Origin of the sequence: Rhodophyticola sp. (assembly GCF_965284195.1) — a bacterium.
Lineage (GTDB): Bacteria > Pseudomonadota > Alphaproteobacteria > Rhodobacterales > Rhodobacteraceae > Rhodophyticola.
In genome coordinates, this window is sequence record NZ_CBDIRM010000001.1 from 1,339,793 (window position 1) to 1,363,251 (window position 23,459).

The 23,459-nt window shown below is 62.3% G+C and carries 23 protein-coding genes; 11 read left to right on the plus strand and 12 right to left on the minus strand.

Translation table 11 applies throughout. From position 1 onward, the window contains the following. Window positions 1–25: 25 nt before the first annotated feature. From ACQ651_RS06685 to ACQ651_RS06705, 5 genes are all read left to right on the plus strand, one after another. Complete coding sequence (locus ACQ651_RS06685; RefSeq protein ID WP_430448837.1) at window positions 26–436, plus strand: RidA family protein; 411 nt, start codon at window positions 26–28, stop codon at window positions 434–436. Between the two features lie 162 nt (window positions 437–598). Next, entirely contained in the window at window positions 599–1,222 is a 624-nt protein-coding gene (locus ACQ651_RS06690; protein ID WP_430448838.1) for a cysteine hydrolase family protein, read from the plus strand. A gap of 390 nt (window positions 1,223–1,612) precedes the next feature. Further along, window positions 1,613–1,846: a hypothetical protein gene (locus ACQ651_RS06695; protein ID WP_430448839.1), complete on the plus strand. Its 234-nt coding sequence runs from the start codon at window positions 1,613–1,615 to the stop codon at window positions 1,844–1,846. A 14-nt stretch (window positions 1,847–1,860) separates the two neighbouring features. Then, a complete protein-coding gene (locus ACQ651_RS06700) occupies window positions 1,861–2,541 on the plus strand; it encodes a hypothetical protein (RefSeq protein WP_430448840.1) in 681 nt (226 codons plus the stop codon). 112 nt (window positions 2,542–2,653) lie between these two features. Continuing rightward, window positions 2,654–3,394, plus strand: a complete 741-nt coding sequence (locus ACQ651_RS06705; RefSeq protein ID WP_430448841.1) for a methyltransferase family protein — start codon at window positions 2,654–2,656, stop codon at window positions 3,392–3,394. A 782-nt stretch (window positions 3,395–4,176) separates the two neighbouring features. Here the strand turns inward: ACQ651_RS06705 and ACQ651_RS06710 are convergent. After that, window positions 4,177–4,788 (minus strand): hypothetical protein, encoded by a 612-nt coding sequence (locus ACQ651_RS06710; protein ID WP_430448842.1) that lies wholly within the window; start codon window positions 4,786–4,788, stop codon window positions 4,177–4,179. A 95-nt stretch (window positions 4,789–4,883) separates the two neighbouring features. Between ACQ651_RS06710 and ACQ651_RS06715 the strand changes: the two genes are divergently transcribed. After that, the gene (locus ACQ651_RS06715; protein ID WP_430448843.1) at window positions 4,884–5,795 is read left to right on the plus strand and encodes a LysR family transcriptional regulator; all 912 of its coding nucleotides are present in this window, start codon (window positions 4,884–4,886) and stop codon (window positions 5,793–5,795) included. A gap of 102 nt (window positions 5,796–5,897) precedes the next feature. On the opposite strand, the gene ACQ651_RS06720 is transcribed toward ACQ651_RS06715, so the two are convergent. Next, on the minus strand, window positions 5,898–6,848 hold the full coding sequence (locus tag ACQ651_RS06720; protein WP_430448844.1) for an AraC family transcriptional regulator: 951 nt from the start codon (window positions 6,846–6,848) through the stop codon (window positions 5,898–5,900). 271 nt (window positions 6,849–7,119) lie between these two features. Between ACQ651_RS06720 and ACQ651_RS06725 the strand changes: the two genes are divergently transcribed. From ACQ651_RS06725 to ACQ651_RS06745, 5 genes are all read left to right on the plus strand, one after another. Continuing rightward, window positions 7,120–8,340, plus strand: a complete 1,221-nt coding sequence (locus ACQ651_RS06725; protein ID WP_430448845.1) for an MFS transporter — start codon at window positions 7,120–7,122, stop codon at window positions 8,338–8,340. Between the two features lie 155 nt (window positions 8,341–8,495). After that, the gene (locus ACQ651_RS06730; protein ID WP_430448846.1) at window positions 8,496–8,972 is read left to right on the plus strand and encodes an Isoquinoline 1-oxidoreductase subunit; all 477 of its coding nucleotides are present in this window, start codon (window positions 8,496–8,498) and stop codon (window positions 8,970–8,972) included. 31 nt (window positions 8,973–9,003) lie between these two features. Beyond that, on the plus strand, window positions 9,004–9,486 hold the full coding sequence (locus tag ACQ651_RS06735) for a (2Fe-2S)-binding protein (RefSeq protein ID WP_430448847.1): 483 nt from the start codon (window positions 9,004–9,006) through the stop codon (window positions 9,484–9,486). A 3-nt stretch (window positions 9,487–9,489) separates the two neighbouring features. Next, window positions 9,490–11,676 carry a molybdopterin cofactor-binding domain-containing protein gene (locus ACQ651_RS06740; protein ID WP_430448848.1) on the plus strand — a complete coding sequence of 729 codons (2,187 nt, stop codon included), beginning with the start codon at window positions 9,490–9,492 and terminating at the stop codon, window positions 11,674–11,676. Between the two features lie 61 nt (window positions 11,677–11,737). Beyond that, window positions 11,738–13,498: an FAD-dependent oxidoreductase gene (locus tag ACQ651_RS06745; RefSeq protein WP_430448849.1), complete on the plus strand. Its 1,761-nt coding sequence runs from the start codon at window positions 11,738–11,740 to the stop codon at window positions 13,496–13,498. Window positions 13,499–14,619: 1,121 nt separating this feature from the next. On the opposite strand, the gene ACQ651_RS06750 is transcribed toward ACQ651_RS06745, so the two are convergent. The 10 genes from ACQ651_RS06750 to ACQ651_RS06795 form a co-directional block, all read right to left on the minus strand. Next, window positions 14,620–15,738: a SufD family Fe-S cluster assembly protein gene (locus tag ACQ651_RS06750; protein ID WP_227286016.1), complete on the minus strand. Its 1,119-nt coding sequence runs from the start codon at window positions 15,736–15,738 to the stop codon at window positions 14,620–14,622. Window positions 15,739–15,769: 31 nt separating this feature from the next. Further along, window positions 15,770–16,477, minus strand: a complete 708-nt coding sequence (locus ACQ651_RS06755; protein ID WP_227286017.1) for an ABC transporter ATP-binding protein — start codon at window positions 16,475–16,477, stop codon at window positions 15,770–15,772. Between the two features lie 91 nt (window positions 16,478–16,568). Beyond that, complete coding sequence (locus tag ACQ651_RS06760) at window positions 16,569–16,979, minus strand: hypothetical protein (RefSeq protein ID WP_227286018.1); 411 nt, start codon at window positions 16,977–16,979, stop codon at window positions 16,569–16,571. 1 nt (window position 16,980) lies between these two features. Then, window positions 16,981–17,826 carry a siderophore-interacting protein gene (locus ACQ651_RS06765; RefSeq protein ID WP_430448850.1) on the minus strand — a complete coding sequence of 282 codons (846 nt, stop codon included), beginning with the start codon at window positions 17,824–17,826 and terminating at the stop codon, window positions 16,981–16,983. A gap of 44 nt (window positions 17,827–17,870) precedes the next feature. Beyond that, window positions 17,871–19,067: an MFS transporter gene (locus tag ACQ651_RS06770; protein ID WP_430448851.1), complete on the minus strand. Its 1,197-nt coding sequence runs from the start codon at window positions 19,065–19,067 to the stop codon at window positions 17,871–17,873. Then, window positions 19,060–19,701 carry a hypothetical protein gene (locus tag ACQ651_RS06775; RefSeq protein WP_430448852.1) on the minus strand — a complete coding sequence of 214 codons (642 nt, stop codon included), beginning with the start codon at window positions 19,699–19,701 and terminating at the stop codon, window positions 19,060–19,062. The genes ACQ651_RS06770 and ACQ651_RS06775 overlap by 8 nt, the downstream gene beginning before the upstream one ends. Further along, on the minus strand, window positions 19,698–20,294 hold the full coding sequence (locus tag ACQ651_RS06780) for a hypothetical protein (protein ID WP_430448853.1): 597 nt from the start codon (window positions 20,292–20,294) through the stop codon (window positions 19,698–19,700). Before ACQ651_RS06780 ends, ACQ651_RS06775 begins: the two co-directional genes overlap by 4 nt. After that, a complete protein-coding gene (locus ACQ651_RS06785) occupies window positions 20,291–21,049 on the minus strand; it encodes an ABC transporter ATP-binding protein (protein WP_430448854.1) in 759 nt (252 codons plus the stop codon). Before ACQ651_RS06785 ends, ACQ651_RS06780 begins: the two co-directional genes overlap by 4 nt. After that, window positions 21,042–22,100: a FecCD family ABC transporter permease gene (locus ACQ651_RS06790; RefSeq protein ID WP_430448855.1), complete on the minus strand. Its 1,059-nt coding sequence runs from the start codon at window positions 22,098–22,100 to the stop codon at window positions 21,042–21,044. The genes ACQ651_RS06785 and ACQ651_RS06790 overlap by 8 nt, the downstream gene beginning before the upstream one ends. Then, window positions 22,097–23,176, minus strand: a complete 1,080-nt coding sequence (locus ACQ651_RS06795; RefSeq protein WP_430448856.1) for an ABC transporter substrate-binding protein — start codon at window positions 23,174–23,176, stop codon at window positions 22,097–22,099. The genes ACQ651_RS06790 and ACQ651_RS06795 overlap by 4 nt, the downstream gene beginning before the upstream one ends. Window positions 23,177–23,459 lie beyond the last annotated feature (283 nt).

Consider the following 23,459-nt stretch of genomic DNA (forward strand, 5'->3'; position numbering starts at 1 on the left):
TTACTGAAACCAAGAGGAGCAAATCATGCACTTACCTATTAGTCCTACTGGCATTGCGGCACCGACGAGTCACTACTCTCACGCATTCTATATTGAGCCTGGCGCGGCGTTGATGACCCTGGCGGGCCAGTTGGGTGAACGCCCTGACGGCAGTTGCCCCGAAAGCGTGGTCGAACAATCGGAGCAGGCCTGGCAAATTGTCCTCGCGATCCTCGCGGAAAAAGACTTTGGCATGTCGAATGTGACCAAGGTCACGAGCTACATTGTCGGCGAAGAAAACATCGACGGCTACGTTCAGGTGCACCAAAGAGTTGTCGGCGCGCATTTGCCGCCGTGGACGATGGTTGTCGTCCCCGCCCAGGGACGGCCAGACTACAAGGTTGAGGTGGATGTAATTGCCGCCGTGACCGTTGAGGCGCGAAATGCGGATCTATGAAAGAGGTGCGTCATTGCCCAGGAACCACGGACCTGAACCGGTGCGCTGCAGCGGTGACACGCACCCCTTCGCATGATGCATCACCATCCATGACGCAATCATTTCCGGAAGAGCTATAGGAATGACCAAGAAATCCTATGCAGATGATGACAGGAGTTTGATATGATCTGGACATTACTCGCGTTCGCAATCCTGGGCATAGTGGTCTGGTTTGCCAACGGCATCAGGAAGATTGGCGCCGTCAGTGTCGGGGAGCCCATTCCGGCCCGATCTGAAACGGCTTTGCTTTTGATTGATCTTCAAACCGCCTTTTGGGAGGCGGGTACATTCACCGACACGGCGAAAGCGGAGGCCAGGACTCGAATTATGGCCGAGGTGGAGAAAGCAAAAGCTGCCCGGACGCCTATCATCGGCGTGCGCCACGAATGGTCAATCCCATCTACAAAAGCCATCGCAAAGCTTCTGGGAAAAGGACTGGCTATAGAGGGCACGGCCGGAACCGAATTGATTGCACCGCTTGATGAACTCGCCGACTATACGGTGGTAAAACGTGTTCAAGATGCGTTTGAAACAGGGGAGCTCGACCGTCTCCTGAGGCAACTCGAAGTCGGAAAACTTCGCATCGTTGGGCTCGATATGAATTACTGTGTCGCAAAGACCGCGCTCGCGGCACGTCAGCGCGGATATGAAGTCGATATTGTCCGGCAGGGCGTTTTGACCGCGGATCAGAAAAAGTCAGAGAAAACCTGCGACTTGCTGCGTGAAAAGCAGGTGAAGCTGCAATAGGTCGCGTTCAGGTTGGGACAGTCACCACGACCGGCCACATCCAAAATCGAGATGGCCGTTGCAGCGACATTATTTCATAGGTCAAGTTCTCTTGCGTGACGAGCGGAATGAAGTCCGCTCACACCCGTCCCCGGGTAAGACCTGGCGCAATTTTCAGTGAAAAAAGTACGACTGAATTCGGCTTTCATCGCATCCTGGGCTGCGACGACTCAGCAAATGTCGCTGCACTGAACTCCGGGCAATCGAATTTGCTGCAAAACCACAAATCAGACGTTCCGATTATCACCGTTTGCTGCCGCTTAGCCCATATCGACAGCCCTGGACCCGCGCTAGATACGCCATAGTGAGACGCCGTATTGGACGGCATCTACGATCACTTCGGAGAACGATATGAAGAAACTCATCCCTTCCCTGCTGCTTTGCCTCCTGTCGGCCGGAGCAATGGCGAGCGAAGCCCGTAATGGCCTCCAACTCAATGGCCTTCAACTGAACGGCCTGGGATCCAACGGGTTTACGCTGAACAAGATCGCTTGGAACGTCATCACGATCAACGCAGCGCAATCCGTCGATGCGGCGGTGTTCGACGCGTTGGCGGATATGGCGTCCACCAGCTTGGCTGACTGAGAGGCGGTTTTGATATGAACGCACGCTCCCTCCTCTTTGCCTTAGCCTGCAGTCTTTCCCTGTCCTCCGCCAGCGGTGCCGAGGAGGGTGGTGCACCGATAATCGACCTGAGCGGTTCTGCCCTTCTTGCCACCAAGGAAAGCAGGACGGTGCTCAAGTACGTGGTGCAATGCGCATTGCCGGCCACAGTCACTGCAAAGGCCACACATGATGGTCAGGAAATCCAGTTTCGTGGCGCAATGGGGATTGCCCCCAAATGGCAGCTGCGCGCGCTCACCCACGAAGAGCAAGCGGCAGTATCGGCATGCATGCTGGCGCGGACTAACGCCTTTGGCATACCCGTCCAGATCTCGATCCGCAGCAATGAAGGGCCGCTGGCGCGTATCCCCGGCTTTGGCACAAGCCAACCCGAACGCCGTGCTTTTCCGGTCTTTGAAGGCGCGTTCTTTGGCAATGTGTTCGCCGATCCGCCAATGGCATATGCATGCCGCGGTGATACATCTTCTGAAGCCGAGCGCGCGTTGAAACACATCAACCGGATCTGCACGTTGCCTACGGGGCAACTGACATCGCAGGGCAATCCAATCTCTGCCTGTGGGTTTGTGGTTCTGGGTCGATGTGATGCGCCGAATGTCAACCGCATCAAGGCTGAATACGCCAATGCCGCCGCCGAGGTTTACTTGCCACGCAAGTAACGATGGTCGCTGAAAAATCGCTTTTGCTCCTGCGTGTCCATTCGGGAGTGTCACGTCCGCCTTGCCCGTGAGGGCAAAGGCAAATCATTCAATTACATCAAAAAGGTGCGTCATGAACCGCTTTATTCTTGTCTATGCTCTGTGCTGCTATGTGCTGTTTGGCGTCGTATTTGGCTGGCTTGCCGTCTTCCTGCTGAACGTAGGTGATCTGCGAGGTCCGGCGCGGGCCTCAGTCGGTCCGTCCGTTGCAGTAAACCTGGGTTTGATCACTCTGTTTGGCGTGGCCCACAGCGTCATGGCGCGGCCGGCCTTCAAGCGGGTCTGGACCCAGATCATCCCACCTGCTGGCGAACGGGCGACCTATGTCCTGCAATCCTCGGTCCTGCTTGGCCTGATCATCTGGCAATGGCATCCGATCCCCACGGTTGTCTGGCATATTGACGAGATCGCCGCATGGGTCATTTTTGGTGCTTTTGCCATTGGCGCGGTGATTATTCTGGCTTCGACGTTTTTGCTCGGTCATTTCGAATTTGTCGGGTTGTCACAGGCCTGGGACAACCTGCGAGGTGTGCGCCCGCGACGGCCCGCATTTCGCACTCCCATGCTCTACCGGATCGTGCGCCATCCCCTGCAGCTTGGCCTGCTGATCATGATGATCTCAACACCGGTGATGACCCTCGGACATCTAATATTCGTGCTTGCGATGCTCCTCTATATCCTGATCGGTTTGCAGTTCGAGGAACGCGCCCTGTTGCGTGAATTTGGCTCATCCTATGCGGCCTACAAACGCGAAGTGCCGATGCTCATTCCGAACCCGTTTCGTCGGCCAGTGCGCCGAGAGGCTGCAGAATGACCCACATTGGCATATGGAAAGCATACCCTCCATTTTTGTGAGATCGTGTACCTAACGCTTAATCAGCGGGGCAGAAGAATTTCATTGGTATCGGCATTGCAATCGTGGTGGACGTGGGCGTCTATGCAGGCAATAGCCGAGCGTGCACAAGTCCGCTTGTCCGCGTCGTTAGTTTTTGTTTTGATTGCAGCGAAATGGCGATTTAGATCTACGTGCCGTCGTAGCTCTGAATGTCCGATTTGGCGACGCCGCGGCAACGCAGCGACTTAGAAGCTGCACTTGCAAGCAAATGCAGCGTCAGCGAAAGCCGCGGTTGCACAAGGCGGCTTAGTCCCGCATCTTATCAGTTCGTGCGCCGTGCAGCGAACGGCGCTGTTTCTAGAACCGGCCTTACGTGGCTTGTGCGGCAAATGCTACTGAAGAGCCCACAGCGGAAGTGCCGAAATCTTGCTGCGCGCGCTCGCAGAATGACAAGTGCCGCCGAAGCGCGATTTTCGGTGCCGCGGCGCAGCGGGAATACTGGCCATTCATGCAAGCCGAAGCGGAATTGTGAACGTCAGTGACCAGGTTGTGCACAAAAAAAGACGCTTGCAACGAAAGGTGGGGGAGCCGACATTAATGGTGCGTTCATTAAATCGCCAAACGGCATCCAGGACGGTCTCCTAACGAAAGCAGTATTCTGGTCCGTTGTAAGACCGGTGCCCCGACGAGCCAATGAGCCGCAACAGATCAGGGGTTTGGCATTGATCGAATGCATGTCAAGGAGTGCACTGAAACCGGTATCACTGAACCTTCACTGACCATTCGGCATCAAACGCAGCCGCAGCCGGACCGGAGCAGTCTTCACCGCCTGCTGGCGCGGCAAGGTACTCATGATAGGTAATTTGACGAACCCCGCCATTCACCTCGGTTTTGACCAAAACCATGTTCAGCACCAGTCCGAATTGCGGCACGACGGCTGCTGTGGCCATGGCCATATCAACGGCGTCGGTAGCACCTTCGGGAACAAACGCGTAGATCGCGCAGACCTGCTGTGGAGCAAGATATTCCGTCCCCTCGCCCAAGACGTCGTTGATGAAACCCAGTGCCGTCAGGAATGCCGGGCCGCCCGCATCTGCGTCGGTGATGAATTCCTGACTGCGGAAGACATCGGCGTCCGGCGCATAGACGCTGTTGGCGAGCGCCGTAATCGGGGCCATCTCACCACTGGTGTCGGCGGCCTCGAAAGCGTTGACGATCCGCAGGATACCGTCAACCGCCTGCACAGCAGCAACCTGCGCCACATCGGGTCCAAAGAGGTCGGTGCCGTTGAGCTGGAATTCCTCGGCCTGAGCTGCGGGAGCTAGCAGGCTCGCCATGGCAAGTGCGGTGAAGGCTGATATCATTCGGGTCATGGTTTTGTCCTCTGTCGGTATGTTCCCACATGACATCGCATGTATTCTGAATTAGAAGAAATCTATTCCTTCTATTGGAAACATGAAGATTTTCTATGTCAACGGCACCGATCTCTTTGAACAAACTGTTGGTGCTGGATGAAATCCTGACCAGTGGCAGTATCTCAAAAGCGGCGGGACGACTGAACCGGACCCAACCCTCAGTCAGCAAAACGCTTGGAGACCTCAGAGCGTTCTACGACGATCCACTTCTGATCCGAGAAGGCGGCGGTTTGGTTCCCACGCCATTTGCCATGACACTGATGGAGGCGCTTGCAGCTTGGCGGCGAGACGGTGACGGTTTGCTATCGATGCGCAGCCGGTTCGATCTTGGCACGACGCGGCGGCACTTCGTGATCCGGGCCTCTGATTATCACCTCACCGCGTTTGGCCCAGTCCTTCAGGATGCGGCTTTTTCGGCAATACCGACGCTGAGCTTCGAGTTTCGAAGCCCGGTTGGCACGCTTTCAGAGGATTTCCGGCAATGGGGTTTCGATTTTGCCTTCAGGGTCAACGCCATAAGCACGTCCACTTTCGGAGCCCGAGAAATCCTGTCGGAGCCTTATGTCATTCTGTTCGATCCGAAGTATCGGACCGCACCGACGAATTTCGATGAGTTCTGCTCCGCAGTTTTTGTACTTGCCTCAGCTACAGGATCAGGTCCGAGCAAGATTGATATACACTTGGCCAGGATCGGGCGCACACGCACGGTCGGCATCCGGGTTTCGCGAATATCGGATGTCGCGCGGTTCGTGCTGGCCTCACCTTTCGTGAGCGTCGTACCCAAATCGGCTGCCATGTCCGCCATATCAAGCCATTCTTTACAAATGGCGCCGCTCTTTTTCGATGTGCCAAAGGTGACGTCCTCATTGGTCTGGCCAACATCCCGGGCCTCCGATCCGGCGGTTGAATGGCTTTCAGACAAAATTGTATCGGCAATGATATCTACGCCGGATTGCAAGAAATAGCGGGCGGTTTGTCCGGCAAAACGCATAGCTCTCGCATCTCCATCGTGGGACGTCGCCAATTGATGGGTGACATGGCGGGCCTGCCTCGGCCGCGCTGGTGGCTCAGCCGCTTTTCAGCGTTGTGCGGCCCTGCCGAAACCGCCCGGGTGTTACTCCAAACTGGCGCTTGAAGGCACGGGTCAGGGCGGCCTCGGAGCCATAGCCAACCCCGGCAGAAATCCCACCGATGGTCGCCGAGCCGCTGCGCAGCAGATCTGCTGCAAGGTCCAGTCGCCAGGCGGCGATGTAGCGGGCCGGGGTCTGGCCCACGATTTTGTTGAACCGCGCGGCGAACAGTGACCGCGAAAGGCCGGCGGTCTGTGCTAGTATCTCTACTGTCCATGGTCGGGCAGGATTTTCGTGAATCGCCGATAACGCCCGCCCGATCAACGGGTCGCGCAAACCGCTGAGCCAACCAAGGTTGCGCGGGCACTTTGTGCCCCATTCGCGGATGGTCTGGATGAACATCATTTCCAGCAGGCGTTCAACCATTAAGGCCGACCCGGGGCTTGGATTGCGGGATTCCTCAAGAAGGAAGCGGATGATCAAATGCAGCCGCTCCACGAGCGATCCCTCGCGCCCATCGACATGGATGAGCGCGGGCAGCACCGCAAGCAGCCGGGGGGCAAGGACGCCGGAAAAGGCGAACTTGCCGCAGATGAGATGGGTCGCCTGACCGTCACCGCCCAGGCGCACCATGATCCCATCGCGATGTCCCGATTGGGTCATAGCCTGAATGACGGGCACGGGGGTAAGATCGGGATTGCTGCTTAGCGTATGCCCGGCACCGAGCGGCAGCAGAGCAAGATCGCCCGGTTCCAGTCGGATCGGTCGCTGCTCGTCGACGCACAGCCACGCCGACCCCCGCTCGACCACGTGAAAATGTGCGACCGGTTCGTCAAAGCGAAGGCTCCAGGGTGCGCGGTAATCACCAACACAAAAAACCTGTCCACGCATCCGCATCAATGACAAAGCGTCCGATGTCGAATCCGGCAAGCCGCTGATGAAAGTCATGTCGCGCTGCGTCCTGAGTTTCGGACGCTGGATCAAAAAATACAGCGTCCCGGTGATAAGGATCTCGATGTCGTTCCTACTATACTCAAGTTGTGTAAGTCACTCCCGTTTTTGGTTTTGATGCGAACGGCAGTAGCGCCGGAGATATTGGAATGATCGGAGTATGGAATTTGGTTTGGTGGCGGACGAAAGAGGTCGCAGAAGTTTTGGCCATAGGTGGGCGTCCAAAGGTCAGCGCACGTCGTCTGCAACTGCGCGGGCGGAGTGCAGCATGACCAATGTCGCCATCCCCCGGCCAGCACAGAGCCAGCTCCCACTCTATACTCTCGGCTTTGGCAATTTCGTTGTCGGTGTCGGGGCTTTCGTGGTGATCGGTATCCTGTCACCGGTGCTGCGCGATCTTGGACTGACAGAGCAAGAGGCGGGGTTGCTGCTGACGATCTATGCGCTGACCTATGCCGTGGCCTCGCCCGTTGTCGTGGCGCTTACGGGCCGTTTCGATCGACGCGACGTGATGCTGGCGGGCCTTGCTATATTTCTTGCAGGCACGGTTCTGTCGGCAGTATCGACCGGCTTTGCCCCACTGCTGGCAGCGAGGGTCGTGACCGCTTTGGGGGGCGCGTTGTTTACGCCGGTGGCATCATCGGCCGCGATCGGGCTTGTTGCGCCCGCAGACCGCGCCCGCGCGCTTGGCATCGTGTTCGGCGGTCTGACGCTTGCGCAGGTCGCGGGTGTCCCGCTTGGCAGTTACATCGGCTATACCTTCGGCTGGCAAGCGGCCTTCTGGGTGGTCGCAGGGTTCGGGGTAGCGGCGCTACCGCCGCTTCTACGCACGGTGCCGCGCGGCATCGAGGTGCCGCCCGCCACGTTAACTGCGCTACTACAGGTGTTGCGCAACAGCGGCCTGATGCTAGCGGTCAGCTTCACCGCGCTTTTCTGTGCGGCACTCTATGTTGTCTATACCTTCATGGGCCCGATGCTTGAGGCGCGTTATGCGCTCGGCGCCAATGGCATCACGCTTTTCCTTGTCGTCTTCGGTGTGGGTGCGGTGATCGGCAACGCGCTGGGTGCGGCGCTGACCCGGCGGCTTGGCTCGGACCGTTCGCTGATCTTGCTGGCATCGGGGCAGATCGTGCTGATGCCAGCGCTGATGGTGCTACCGCTTGGCCTGACAGCGGCGCTGGGGATGACGCTGGTCTGGAGCCTTTGCGCCTGGTCATTCATGGTGCCGCAACAGGCGCGACTTGTGGCGTTGGCACCACATTTTCAGGGATTGCTTCTGGCGTTGAATGCTTCGGCGATTTACGTCGGCGCCTCCGTTGGCGCGACCTTGGGTGGAGCGACGCTGCGCGTCAGATCTTTCGCCTGGCTTGGCCCGGCGGCGGCAATGGTTGCGGCGCTGGCGCTGGTCAGCGTCCTTATTGCCCGCCGGGCCAGCGCAGCGCCGTCGGTGACGAAAGCAACAAACAGCAATCAGGGAGAAGATGCATGACTGCTCTGGATGGCCGTGGCCACGGCACTGAACGTCGCTGGTTTAACAAGGGCAGGACCGTCCTGATGGCAGCGGGCTTGGGCGTTGTGCTTGCGGCGGTGTTTTTTGCATCATCTGGGTCATCCCAATCGGATGGTCCTTTGTCTGGCGGCACTTTGTCCGGCGATGCTGACCTGTTCGGTCCGGTGGCGGACGTTCTGGAACATCCGCGTTGCATGAACTGCCATCCGCGCAGCGATATTCCGTTGCAGACCGATCTGCGTCGTGTTCACCAGATGAACATTCAGCGGGGGCCTGCGGATATGGGAGCGCCAGGTGCACCCTGCGCCGCCTGCCATGGCTCAGCCAACCGCGAGATCGCGGGCGTTCCGGGCGCGCCGCATTGGCAATTGGCGCCGCTGTCGATGGGCTGGCAGGGGTTGGGCCGGGCGGAGCTGTGCCGCGCGCTGACCGACCCCGCGCTCAATGGTGAGCGAGATCTGGCCGCGTTGGTCGAACATATGTCGGTGGATCCATTGGTTCTCTGGGGGTGGGCGCCGGGTGTCGACCTGACGCCGGTTCCGGTCCCACATTCCGACTTCGTGGTTCAGCTTATGGCCTGGGCCGAGGCGGGTGGTCCGTGCCCAGACTGATCCCTCCCCAAATTTCTAATAGGAGACTGCCATGGCGACGATGACGACGACCAATCTGAACATCAACGGGACCGACCGCGCCGTCGAGACCGAACATGACCCCGACGATTTGCCGCTGCTGTGGGCATTGCGGGACAATCTGGGCATGACCGGCACGAAATACGGCTGCGGGGCGGCCCTGTGCGGGGCCTGCACGGTGCATGTCGATGGCGCGCCGGTGCGGGCCTGCGTCACCCCGATTTCGGCCGTGGTCGGCACCCGGATCACCACGATCGAGGGGCTGGATGGTCCCGTGGGGAAAGCAATCCAGAGCGCCTGGCGCGAGCTTGACGTCGCACAATGCGGCTACTGCCAGTCCGGCCAGATCATGACCGCTGTGGCGCTGCTTGCCGCCGTGCCCGCACCCACGGACACCGATATCGACATGGCGATGGATGGCAATGTGTGCCGCTGCGCCACCTATGTCCGCATCCGCGCCGCAATCCACCGCGCCGCCGAAACCCTGAAAGGCTGACCCATGGCACTCCTCAGCAATGAACCGACCTCAACAAGCGGCGTCAGCCGCCGCACGTTCCTAGCGGGAACCGTTGCAACAGGTCTGGTGATCGCGGTCGCCCTCCCGGTCGGCATCGCGCGGCAGGCCCGCGCGCAGCAGGTGGGTGCCGCAACCTCTCCGAACGCTTTTGTCAGAGTTGCGCCCGACAATACCGTGACGGTCCTGATCAAGCATCTCGACAAGGGTCAGGGCATAGCGACGGGGTTGGCAAGTCTGGTCGCGGAGGAGCTTGATGCCGATCCCACGACCATCCGCACCGAATTTGCGCCGGCCAATGCCGCGTTATACGGCAACGTCTATTTCGGCGGTTTTCAGGGAACCGGACAGTCCACGTCGATACGGGATTCATTTGACAAGATGCGCAGAGCCGGTGCGGCCGCGCGCGCGATGTTGGTTTCAGCGGCTGCGCTGCGTTGGGGTGTTCCGGCCCAAGAAATATCCGTCCATCTCGGGGTTGTCAGCCATACGGGTTCGGGGCAAAGCGCGGACTTTGGCGATCTCGCGCTGGCGGCGGCGGCGCTTCCGATACCGGAAGACGTGCTCCTGAAAGCGCCTGGCGGCTGGACGATTATCGGCAAGGCATTTCCACGCGTCGACAGTGCCGCCAAATCAGACGGAACCGCCATTTTCGGGTTGGATGCGCGGACACCGGACACGATTGTCGCGGTCATGAAGCGGCCGGATCGTTTTGGCGCGGTGGTCGGCAGCTTCGATGCGGCCAGGGCGAAAGAGGTGCCGGGCGTCATCGACGTCATATCAGTCGGGTTGGGGGTTGCCGTGCTTGCGCGCGACACCTGGGCCGCGATCAAGGCCCGGGACCTGATCACCGTCACCTGGGACGACCGGACCGCCGAAATCCGCGGGTCGGATGAGATGATGGCCGACCTGAGAGCCCTGTCGGAAGCGCCCGGGTTGATCGCGGTGCAGGACGGCGATGTCGAGGCAGCATTTCGAGATGCCGCGGAAATCCTCGAAGCAGATTACGAACTGCCCTATCTCGCCCATGCGCCGATGGAGCCGCTCAATGTCATTGTTGATTGGCAGGGTGACCGCTGCCGCATTACTGGTGGCTGCCAAGCCCAAAGCAGCGATCAAATGACCGCCGCGGCAATCCTTGGACTTGCACCCGAGAATGTCGAGATCGTGACAACCTGGGCTGGTGGATCATTCGGACGCCGTGCCACTCCGGGATCCGATCTCGTGGCCGAGGCGGTGTTGATTGCCAAGGCGACGAACGGTGCCGGTCCGATCCAGCTGATGTGGACGCGCGGGGATGACATAAAGGGCGGATTCTACCGCCCGATGTTTTACCATCGACTTCGTGCGGCCCTCGCACCTGACCGAATGGTCACGGGCTGGCGGCACACGCTTGCCGGTCAATCGATCAATATCGGCACGCCAATAGAAGGATTTCTGGTCAAGGATGGCGTAGATGCGATGTCGGTCGAAGGTGCCGCTGACATGCCCTATGCATTCGCGAACCGGCTGACAGAGGTGCATAACGCGCCGACTGTGGTCCCGGCGCTATGGTGGCGCTCGGTCGGCCATAGCCATACCGCCTTCGCGATCGAGTGCTTTGTCGACGAACTAGCGCAGGCCGCCGGGACAGATCCGCTGATCTATCGCCGGTCGCTGCTGGCGGATCATCCCCGCCACCTTGCGGTGCTGAACCTTGCTGCGGAAAAGGCCGGTTGGGGCACGCCGATGCCGAAGGGGCATGGTCGGGGGATTGCAGTGCATGAATCCTTCGGCACTTGGGTCGCCAATGTGATTGAGGTTGATCTGAGCCAAGGCGACCTGCGCGTGATGCGTGTGGTTTGTGCCGTTGATTGCGGCACTGTCGTGAACCCCGACAACGTCGTGGCGCAGTTCGAAGGCGGGGTCGGGTTCGGTCTGGGCGCAGCCCTGCAAAACAAGATCGTGCTGGAGGAGGGTCGGGTGCAGCAGGCGAACTTTGATGATTATCTGCCCTTGCGGATGTCACAGATGCCGAAGGTCGAGGTGCATCTGATCGACTCGGTTGAGCCGCCGGGTGGCGTTGGCGAACCGCCTGTGCCCTGTGTCGCCCCGGCTCTTGCCAATGCGATCGTGGCGGCCGGTGGCAAGCGGGTGCGCAAGCTGCCATTTCTTGATGAGGTGTTTCTTTGACTGAGTTTTCAACGCCTTGTGTAAGACAGGTTCACGCAATCTGTACCGTGAGCCGCACAAAATGAACGGCAGCGGTGCACAAACCGAAGGTGGAAGTGCCAGTTCGATCCGTCGGACGTCGTCCCCCACCGCCGAGACGCCGCATTCCGATCTGGAGCGGCAGGCATGGCCGGTCCTTGCGCCTGATCTGGTCGCGCGCCTGCGCGCCGAAGGGCAGCATCGCAAGCTCGCAGATGGCGATGTGCTGTTCGAGGTTGGGCAGAAGTCCTACGATCTTGCGCTGATCTTGCGCGGCGTGATCGATATCATCGACAGATCCGATGATCGCGTCGTGGTCACAATCGAGGCCCCCAATTTCGTGGGGGAGCTGGGCATGCTGATGGGGCAGGGCACATTTCTGGCTGGGGTTGCCCGTGGCCAGACCGAAGTGATCGTCATTGCGCAGGACCGCCTGCGCGAACTGGTGGCGACCGTACCCGAGATTGCCGATGTCGTGGTCACGGCCTTTGCCGCCCGTCGCCGCCTGTTGATGGAATGGGCGGAAGGCGGTCTGACGATCGTAGGCTGCGACAGCGACCGTGATACGATCCAGCTGCTCACCTTCGCGTCGCGCAACCGCATTCCCTATCGGTTTGTCGATCGCACCAACAAAGATGAGATGCAGCGCTTGACGGCAACGTGCGATCTGCCTGACGAGGGCAGCGCCGTAATCACCGGGCGCTCGGACGTGCTGACCGATCCGACCCCGCGCAAGCTCGCCGCGGCGCTTGGAATGGACCTCTCCCTCGACCCGGAAAACAATGAACGGAACGCGGCGACAACCGAAGGCCGCATCTATGATCTGGCCATCATCGGTGCCGGACCGGCTGGGCTCGCCACTGCAGTCTATGGCGCATCCGAAGGGCTTTCGACCATCGTCATCGAGGATGTCGCGATTGGCGGGCAGGCAGGAACCTCAAGCCGGATTGAAAACTACCTTGGATTCTCAACCGGCGTATCGGGAAGTGAGCTGGCCTATCAGGGCGAGATACAAGCCGTGAAATTTGGCGCCCGCTTTGCCGTGCCACGCCGCGCCATCGGGCTGACCGAAACGACGGGCGCCGCGCCGCAGCTGGCCCTGTCTTTGGATGACGGCAGCTGCGTGCAGACCCGCGCACTTGTGCTTGCGATGGGTGTGCAGTACCGCAGCCTGCCGCTGGACCGGCTGGAGGCGTTCGAAGGGGCGGGCATCTACTACGCCGCAACCGAACTGGAGGCGCGCTTTTGCCGGGGCACCGAGGCGGTGATCGTTGGCGGCGGAAACTCGGCCGGGCAGGCGGCCATGTTCCTGTCGCGATATGCCAGCCGCACGCATATCCTGGTGCGCGGCAATGGGTTGGCCGAGACGATGTCAGCCTATCTGACCGAGCGGATCGAGAGCGATCCGACAATCGAAATCCACCCACAGACCGAGGTTTCCGCCCTGCATGGCACCACGCGGCTTGACGGCGTCACAATCCGGACGGGCGCGTCCGGCACCGAGACGCAGATTGCCACCCATGCGCTTTTCATCATGATCGGCGCTGCGCCTAACACAGAATGGCTAGGCGACACGATCGATCTGGACCGCAGCGGTTTTGTGATTACTGGCCGAAATGATGACCAGTTCGCGACGTCCCGACCGGGCATATGGGCGGTTGGCGACCTTCGTGCCGGGTCGGTGAAGCGTGTCGCGTCGGCGGTCGGAGAGGGCTCGGTGGTTGTCTCGGCAGTGCATCGCTACCTTGCGGAAATGCCGCCGAACGTCACGCTCAAGCCGCAGGCGGACCACCACGAAGACTAACCCGGACGGCGAAAGGTTGGCGAGACAATAATTGTCGTCGCGCCGGACTCGATTTCGCTGCGGATCCGGGCCATTGTTCCACGGACGGATATGTCCGTACAGTGTAACGCACTGGCCTGACCCTTTTCTGCGATCCGTCGCACGTAGTGCAGCGTACCCAAGGGCAAATCGTCGGTCCGAACCAGGGGCACCCATCTGGTTCGAGCGGATCAAACGAGTGCAAAAAAGCACTTTGGCAGAAGAAGCTATATTTGATGCTTCGCAATCCGAAAGCAGACATCTGTTGGATGTCGGCAAAGTCCGCACCTGAGACATCTGCGTCGAGCGCAGCAAAGGTCGGCTTTTGAAGGGGACTCTATCAGTTGTATGTCAAGCCGTGGTTCCAGACCAACGAGTAAAACCCGCTGTTGCCCCCTGCCCCAAACCGACCTGCAAATCACGTAACCCTTGATTGCTGTGCTACCGGCCAAATAGCCATGTCCCATTGGAAGCTTGGGGAGGCCCATTTGTCGTTCTGGTTCCAATGCGCTTCAGTTTGACCGAGTCCGCAAAATCGCCAAACGCCCGACAGAGCGCGCCAGAAGGCGATTTCAGGTTGCACACAAAGTGCACACGAGGCGACTTAACTTGTTGAATTAAAGGGCAAACCAATCCAGTCCATCATCGGGGCGGCGGACAGGCGCGCGGCTTTAGTGGCTCCGTTATCGGGCATTCCTGGTCTCCCATGGACCGCGAACCGGGTATCGCGTCCAGGCTGCACACATACTGCACAAGAATCGGCGTGGTCCAGTCCCGGGGAGCAAGCACTGGCAGACGGCGGTAACTGAGGGAGATGTGATCGAAACCGACTGCACCGTCTTCAGGATCGGGATGCTGCCGGTTTCATGGGCGCGACGGCAAGATCCCGATCACGGGAAAACGGATATGGCAGGCCGAAGGTCCACAATGGAGCGCAAGTCCGGGGCTGTGGCGCCGATGACGGCGCGCGGCGTTTGGCTTGCGCAAGCGGCCCTTGATCCGGATCTGGCTGAGAATATGATACTCTGGTGGATACAGGAGGTGCGCCGACCAATCCGGCAAAGGCGCATCGCTGCGGGACGCACAAGCCTCCCGGGGTCGCCTCACATGCCCCCAGATTTCGCCTGTTCGATCATCTCGACGACGCGCGTCCTTACACCTGCCGGGATCGCGCCGTGATCGAGCCTCAGGAAACCCGTCACGATCAGGTTGCGCGCCGTGTCCTCGTCAAGGCCCGTGGCCATCAGGTAATCGAGCTTCTCGCTGTCGATCATGCCGACGCTGGCCTCGTGGCTCAACATCGCGCCTTCGGCCCGCGCCCGCAGGGACGGCACGGCCATGATCTCGCCGGTATCCGACAGTTTCAGCCCGTCGCAGCCCAGAAACCCGTTCGTGCCCGCCGCATCGCCCACCAGCATCGCGCTGTTCACGATCCGCCCGCCGACCGAGACCATGCGCGCCACGTCCTCGGAGCGCGCACCCTCCCCGGCCAGACGGGTTTCCGTCTCGATAATGCGCTCCGTGCCTTCGGGGGCGAAGACGATGGCCTGGCTGACGGCGTTGGTGTCGGCGTCCAGGATCGTGTGCGACCGGCTCAGGTGATGCGTAAGCGGCGCCATCATGATCGCGGTGGACCGGCTGCGCGCGCCCTCCTCCAGATGGGCATAGCCGTAGGAATAGACATCCATGGCCGCGCCCCAGTGCTCGATCGACACCGAACTGCAGGACGCGCCCTTGCGCATGTAGCTTTCGCCGATCGAGATATGGCGCCCCTTGTGGACCGACCCGGGCACCGCGGCGCCCGAGATCATCTCGACCTCCGCACCCTCGTCGATCAGCGTGACATCGTGGGTGAACTGGCGGCCCTGCGGCGTTTCCAGCAGGGTGAAGCACTGCACCGGCAAGCGGACCTTCGCCCCGGGTTTCACCCAGACGAAATGGCCAAGCGGGTCGTGCATGTGCTCGGCCACCATGGCAATATGCTCGTTTTCATCCGGAGAGACGAGGCCGAACATCAGATCCTGCACGAAATCGTAGGTCCTGAGCGCCTCGGACAAGGGCAGGATCTCGACACCGGGATCGTTCGACAGCGCCATCCGCATCTCGCGGTCGGCCAGAACGCTTGTCGCCGCGCGGGCCGAGGGGTCGTCGAAGCCGACATCGTGCAGGATGTCGCGTTCCTCGTTGCTCAATTTCGCCATGTCTTGCGTCGTGGTCGTCATCGTTGCCTCCATTTGTCCGGGTTCCCTGGCATCAAGCGGGAACGCTGTAACCGTCGGTCTGGATATGGGCGAAAAGCGCTTGCGGGTCGCCCGAATGCAGGATGCGCCCGTCCTTCATGATATGGGCCCGGTCGGCTTTCACGTGGTTCAGGATCAGGCCGGTATGGGTGATGACCAGCCCGGAACAGGCCCGCCCCTTCCTGTCGGGGCTGCGGACGGCGTGCGCGATGGCCTCGCCCACCGCGATGACATGTTCCAGATCCACCCCGCTTTCGGGTTCGTCGAAAAGCAGAAGCCGCGGATCCTGAAGCACCAGCTTCAGGACTTCCCAACGTTTGATCTCGCCGCCCGAAAACCCGACATTCATGTCACGGTCCAGAAACGCAGTGAGGTCCAGCGCGGCGGCCTCCCTCTCCAACCGGTCCCAGGCGCCGATGGCGGCCGCGAAGCTGCTCACGGTGACACCTTCCAGGCTGGGCGGGCGCTGATAGGCAAGCCCGATGCCCAGCCGCGCCCGGGCCTCAAGCGGGAGCGTCTGGATGGGCGCACCGTCGAACAGGATCTCTCCCGCAACGATCCGATAGGGCGGCAGACCGAGGATCGTCGCAAGCAGGCTGGATTTTCCCGATCCGTTCGGGCCGAGCAGGACGTGAAGCTCCCCCTCCGGCAGGGTCAGGTCGATATCCGCGAGAACCTCCACATCGTCGATCGTCACGGTCAGATTTCTGATTTCAAGCACGACACACCTCCTTTCTTTGCATATGTCGCCAAGGTCGTCTGGCGCGGATCACGGGGGGCCGGGACGACACCGTGCGGGATGCAGGCGCACCTCACGGCGTTCCCGCCGTCTCGGCCACGGGGGCGACGCCGACGATCCGGGCGGCGCATTCCTCCTGCGGCGAGAAGCCCGGTCCGAACCGGCAGGCCCCGACGATGAAGACATATTCCGTGGCCTCGTCGCACGGCGCATGGGGGGCCTCGAACAGGGCGCTGCCGCTTTCGCCCGGGGCGAGGTTCAGAAAGGACATGCCACGGCTGCGCCCCACCTGCTCGCCGTCCTTCATCGACGCCACGAAGCCGTTTATCTCGGTCAGGGTCTCGTCGCTTTCGTTGGTCATCGTCAGGGTCACGCCGCAATAATACTCGCGGAAACTGGTGCCCTCGAACTCAAGCCGGTAGTCGGCCAGCACCGGACTTGCGAGAAGGCAGGCAAGAACCGCCAAGTTCAGACGCCGTGTCATGTCATCCTCCGTTCACCTGAGAGAGCCGGGCCTCATCCGCCTCGGCCTCCGCGCGTTTCACTTTCTGATGCTCGTCTTCGGCCAGACCGATGCGCCAGTAGCCCGAGGCATAGACGTCGCGACGGTCGAGCCCCCTGTCGCCGCGCAGGAGCAGCCGAAGGGATCGCACGACGCCGGTTTCGCCCGCGATCAGCGTTCGGACCCGGCCCTCCGGCCAGCGCAGCGCCTCGACGATCCGGACCTGCTCGCAGGAGGCGCGGTGCGGATCGTCATGGATCAGCCAATGCTGAGTCACGCCGGGCGGTGCGTCGATCTGCTGCCGGTCCCCGGCGGAGGTGATCTCGAAGATGGCCATGCCCGTGGCGTCGCGGGGCAAGGCCTCCAGACCCGCGGCAACCACCGGGATGGCGGACATATCGGCAGCGAACAGATAGAAATCGGCGTCAAACTCGGTGAGCTTCGGCGCACCGGGGCCCGCGAAACCAATGACATCACCAGCCCTCGCCCGGGCTGCCCAGGCCGAGGCCGGACCGTCGTCGCCATGGGCGACGAAGTCGATGTCGATCTCGCGCGTCTCGGGACGGGCGTTGCGGATCGTGTAGGTCCGTGTCACCGGCTTCGGCCCGTCAGCAAGCTGCGTTCGGAACGCGTCGATGCTCTGCCCCGCAGCGGGCAGCATGATCTTGCAATGACCGCCCGCGCATGTGGCCGGCAGACCCGCGAATTCCGGGGCGCTCAGGGTCACGCGGATCATGTTTTGTGTGAGCCGACCTGCCTGAACGACCTGCGCCAGGGCGGTGATGCGCCGAGGCTGGCCGGTGGTCGGTTTCGAGGGAAACTTTGCCATTCGGGATCTCCGTGAAAGTGCCGTTTCGCGACAGGGATTGGCCGTCACAAGGGATGCGATCGGATACGGGAGGACGGACGCGCGGCGACCTGAATGGTCAGCGCGCAGAGCAGAAGGAGCGACGCGACGAGATAGGGCAGCCCAGACCACAGCGCGTAAAGCCCCGTGCCCAGGACCGGCCCGATCACGAAGCCACCCGCCATCGCGGCGCCGACGAGACCGCCGACAGCACCCTGTTCGTCCTCCGTCACCGACAGCGAGGCGGTCCCCTGCAAACCCGGGATCACAAGGCCCATGCCCAGACCGAGAAGGGCGTGGGCGGCAAGAATACCCGGTTGTCCGGGCCAGAGCAGAAGCACGACGGGCCCGACGATTGCAATGCCAAGACCCAGACGCACGATCAGACCCGGCGCAGGCTTTCGGTTGGCCACGAAGATCTGCGTGACAAAGATCACGGCGGCAAGCAACGCCAACGCCTGGCCCACGTTTGCGGCTGTCGTGGCGTTATCGAGATCGCCCACATCCTGAACGTAGAAGGCGATCGTCTGCTGCAGGGCGGAGATGACGACGAAGACGACGACCAGGGTCCCGAGTGTTGCTCTCAACCGCGGGTCGAGGGGGCGGAGCGGCGGCGGCGGGATGGGGGCGGCCACCAGCGTTTCAGGCAACAGACGCCACGCCAGAAGACAGACCGCACCGCCAAGCGCCGCGACCGTGTAGAGCGGCACCAGCAGCCCGAAGCCGGACAGACCCCAGGCCAGAACGGGCCCGAGGATCGTGCCGATCCCGAAGGCTGCGCCGATCATCGCCATCCCTCCGGTGCGCTCCGCGGCACTTGTGGTATCGGCCACCCAGCCGATGGCCGCCGGTTGCGCGCCGGTGACGCTCAACCCGTAGACGATCCGAGACAGGCCCAGCAACAGGAAGGCGCCGGTCCCCGCGATCCACCCTGCCCGCCCGGCCTCCAGCATCAGGGCGAAGACGAGTGTCGTCACCCCGAGGCCGGCCATGGCGAAAAGAAACACCGGCCGCCGCCCGATCCGGTCGACCTGCCGCCCCCACCATGGCGAGGTCAGGACCACGGCAATCGCGGCAAGCGAAATCACCCCGCCGATCATCACTTCGCTCATGCCCATATCGCGCCCGAGCGGCCCGAAAATGGCGAACAGCACGGTTTGGCCCATGGACATCAGCGCCAGACCGGCAAGCAGGGCCATGCGGGGCAAAACGGTGCTAGACATGGGCTGCCCCCCGGATATGCGCCGCCGTCTCCTCCGCCAGCCAGGGCAGGAACACGTCGAGGAACCGCGTCGTCGCCGGCATGAAGCCCGAGCCATGGTGGTAGATCGGATCAAGCGTCGTGATCAGCAGGCGCCCCCTGCCCCTGCGGCTGTCGATCAGAATCGGGCCGCCAGCCGCCCCTTCGTGCCACGCCGCGAGCGTGTCGCCGCCGCCGGTGAGCGTGAGGGTTCCGTGAACGTGCCATGTGAGGTCCGCCTGGCTCAGGCGGGACATGAGCGGATGGTCCGGTGCCGTGATCCGAAGGCCGAGATCGCCCTCGTTCTCCAGCCACCACCAGAAGTTGGTGGGCACCGGATCGACCGCGACACCGTCGAGAAAGAGATCAGGCCGTGTTTCGCCCATCACGACGAGAAAACCGCCCGCCTCCATATAGGCTGCCAGCTGCGCGCGCGCGCCCGCCAGACGTTGACCGTTGGTCCGGCAGGGGACGAGCAGCGTCGGGAATGCGCCGAGATCGGTCGCGCCGAGGTCCGACGGCCGGATGAGCGACATGAAAAGCCGCGCGTATTTCCCCCGGCGCAGGGTGCGCGTGTGGTAGGACATGCCCCCGTCGATCACCGCGATCCCGGTCATGCCGCCATCCAATCCAGCAGTTGCGCAAAGACCCGCGCCGACGAGTTGGGCTCCTGCGCATAGCCCCAGACATCGTTGCCCGGATGGACGAACAGCTTGGCGCCATGGGGCCCGTGCCAGACCCAGTCCGCCGGCGCCCCAGTTGCGGCAAAGCGGGTCACGATCCGGGCGTCGTCGGGCGGTGCAATGCTGCCGCGTGCCCAGAAGCCGACGACGCCCTTTCGGAAGGTGATATCCCTTGCGGAGACGCCATCGACGATTGGGTGATCGCGCGCGATCTCCAACACCCAGTCATCGCGACGGCCGCTCCCCTCGGGCCGGTGGGGCCGAAGGATGGACATGTAGGGCACGGCGATGGGCCCCATCGTGGCCACGGCGCCGCCGCGCGCCAGAAACGCGTCCAGCCCGGGGCGCAGGGTGCCGAGGTGATATTCGTCGAGATGCTGGCCGAGAAGCAGGCCACACACAGTCTCCAGCGCGTCCGGGGTGAAGGCGGGCTGCTCCAGCACGGCGATCTCGTGACCGTTCGGCGGCGCGGCAATCGCCCCGGGCGTGCCGACCGTGTTCTTAAGGAACAGGAACCGCCCGCTCATGGCGAGCCCGCCACGGCCACGGCGGCGCGAAGCGTGCCCTCGGGCGCGGCCTGTTCCAGCACCCGCACGGGCGTGTCGTAAAGCGCGCTCAGCGCATCCTCGGTCAGCACCTCCGCCACCGGGCCCAGAACCCGGCGATCCTGCCCATAGAGCAGCAGGGCCCGGTCCGCGGCCTCGAACGCATGGCCCGGCACATGGGTCGAAAACGCGATGCCGAGCCCGTTATTATGGGCCAGAGTCCGCAGGATCCCGAAAAGCTTGTGCTGGTTCTTCAGATCAAGCGCCGAGGCCGGTTCATCGAGGATCAGCAGATCGCACTCTCCGGCCAGCGCACGGGCAATCATCACCAGTTGACGCTCTCCACCCGAAAGGGTCGTGACCCTGCGATCATGCAGATCGGCCATGCCGACATGCGCCAGCGCGGCCTCTGCCGCCTCATAATCCGCCATGCGGGGGCTCTGGAAAAGGCCGAGATGCCGGGCGCGGCCCATGACCACGACCTCGCGCACATTGTAGTCGAAGCCGATCCCCGCTCCCTGGGGCACATAGGCGACTGCGCCACGGCCTTCGCGGTTTCCGGCGCAAAGCGGGAGTGCACCGACCAGCGCCTTGATCAGCGTGGTCTTGCCGCGCCCGTTGGGCCCGAGGATGGCAAGGATCTGCCCGGCGGTGACCTCAAGGGTCACATCGCGCGCAACCTCGTGCCCACCGGGCGCGATGGTCGCGTCCCGCAGAGAGACAAACGCCTCAGGCACGGCCCCACCCCCTCAGATGCAGACGCCGCAGCATCACCGCGAAGACCGGCGCACCGATCAGCGCGGTCAGGATGCCAAGCGGGATTTCCGCCGGTGTGGCCGTCCGTGCGACGGTGTCGATCATCAGCAGATAGACCGCGCCGATAATGGCCGATGCGGGCAAGAGCACCCGGTGATCCGGCCCGACGATCATGCGCGCGATATGTGGCACCACAAGCCCCACCCAGCCCACGATGCCGGCCACCGACACGATGCCGGCGACCGCCAGCGCAACCGCAGCCAGGATCAGCCAGCGCGACCGCTCGACCGAAACGCCGAGGGCGGTGGCCTCCTCGTCGCCCAGTGACAGGACGTTGATCCTGAACCGCAGGAACCAGAGCAGGACCGAGCCCGCCACGGTGGCCGACGCAAGGACGCCGAGGCTTGAATAGCTCGCCGTGGCGAAGGAGCCCATGAGCCAGTAGACGATGGCCGCCAGCGTGTCGTTCGGGTCGGCGAGATAGGTCAGCAGGCTGATGAGCGCGGAAAACGCGGCCGACACGACCACCCCCGCCAGAACAAGGGTAAGCACCTGGGCCTGCCCGTCCACCCGGGCGAGCGCGTAGACGATGGCGACGGCCAGAATCCCGAAGAGGAAGGCGAACCCGATCAGCGTCAGCACCGTGCCGAAAAGGAAGATCGCCAGCGCCCCGCCAAAGGCCGCGCCCGATGTCACTCCGATGATCTGCGGGCCCACCAGCGGATTGCGAAAGATGCCTTGTAGCGCGGCACCGGTCAGCCCCAGGGCCGCGCCCGCGATCATCGCCGACAGGACCCGCGGCAGTCGGATCAGCTCCACCACCCGCTCCGCCGTGCCGGGCCATGTGGGCTCGATCGGAACGACATTGGCCAGCAGAATCCGCAGAACGTCGACGGGCGGCACCGCGAACCGCCCGAACCCGAGCGCGCAAAGCGCCGAGACAGGCAGCGTCAGAAGCGCCAGCGCCCAGAGGCTTCGGGCAGACCAGCGCCGGGAGGCGAACTCCGCACCCTGAGCCGTCGCCAGACTCATCGCAGGAACTGCTCGTAAGCGGCGCTGACGCCGTTGATATCGACCCGCAGGATGGCGTCGATCTCCTGGTCATCGGGCGCTTGACCATAGAGCATCTCGTAGCGTGCCGAGATGTCGTCCCGCAGCCCCGCGACCGGTCGGTCGGGATGCAGGAGGCTCGCCACCCAGGCCCAGGTCAGCGGGCTTTCCTGGTTCGGGGGATCCCACCGATAACCTCCGATCGGAAGTTTGTAGACACGCCGGTTCGTCACCGCGGAGATATCCGCGAAGAGCGGGTTGGAATAGACGTCGTCGGGGGTCAGCGCCTCCTCGAAGCCGTTGAGGAAAATCACCTCCGGATCCCAGGCGATGATCTGCTCGGCGTTGACATCGTTGAACCCCTGAAAGCCCTCATCGGCCACGTTGTCCCCGCCGCCGAGTTCGATCCAGAAATCGTTGTAGGTGCCCTCGCCGGCGACCCGCAGGCTTGACAGGTAGCGCAGGAAGTAGAGCGTGCGCGGGCGGTCTTCCGCCGCGATCCCGGCGGCACGGGCCTGCATCGTGTCCAATGCCCCGAACCGCCAGTCCAGGATCATGGTCGCGCGGTCCTCCTGCCCCAGAGCCGTCCCCAGCATGGCGATCCATTGGGCCGCGTCTTCCTCGCTGCCGTACTGCAAGGTGGCAACGGTGAACCCCGCGGCTTCCAGGGGCTGGACGATGTCGGGCCCGCGCGTGCCCCATTGCAGGACAAGGTCGGGGTCGACCGTCAAAAGCGCCTCGACATTCGGCATGAACCCCTCGCCGACGATATCGGAGGGGATATCGCGCAGGCCCGGAAAAATCTCCCCGAGGATCCCCTCCACAATGGCGGTCTGCGAGAGCCTGTGCATGGCCACGATGGGCTCCGGCGTGCCGGTCACGGCCACGGCCATCGAAGCGGCGGGGATCGGGATCGTCGCCAGCCGCTCGGCCGGGCCCGGCAGCGACACGTCGCGGCCGAACTGGTCGGTGAAGGTGATCTCGTCGGCAAGTGCGGGCAATGCGGTCGCAAGGCCAAGGAAAAATGGCAGGAGAAGTCGGTTGTATCGGCGCGGCACCTGAAGCCTCCGTTGTCGCGAATGGGGGGCGAGTCAGCTGCCGAGCCGGTTGCTGCGTCAATCCTGACAAAAATGATCTGCTATTGCAATCCCAAGACTCGGACCGCCGCGACCTGCGCCCGCAGACCCTTGGGGCGGCGGGCGTCCAGACCAACGCGCCCGGCAAATCCGGAAACATTCCAAACGCCACACTGCCCGGGCGATCCCTGTCGCCGAACATGGGCAGCCCGCGTGCCTGTCGCCCGACAGGTGCGATACTGCAGGCAACACATTGCAGGCCAAG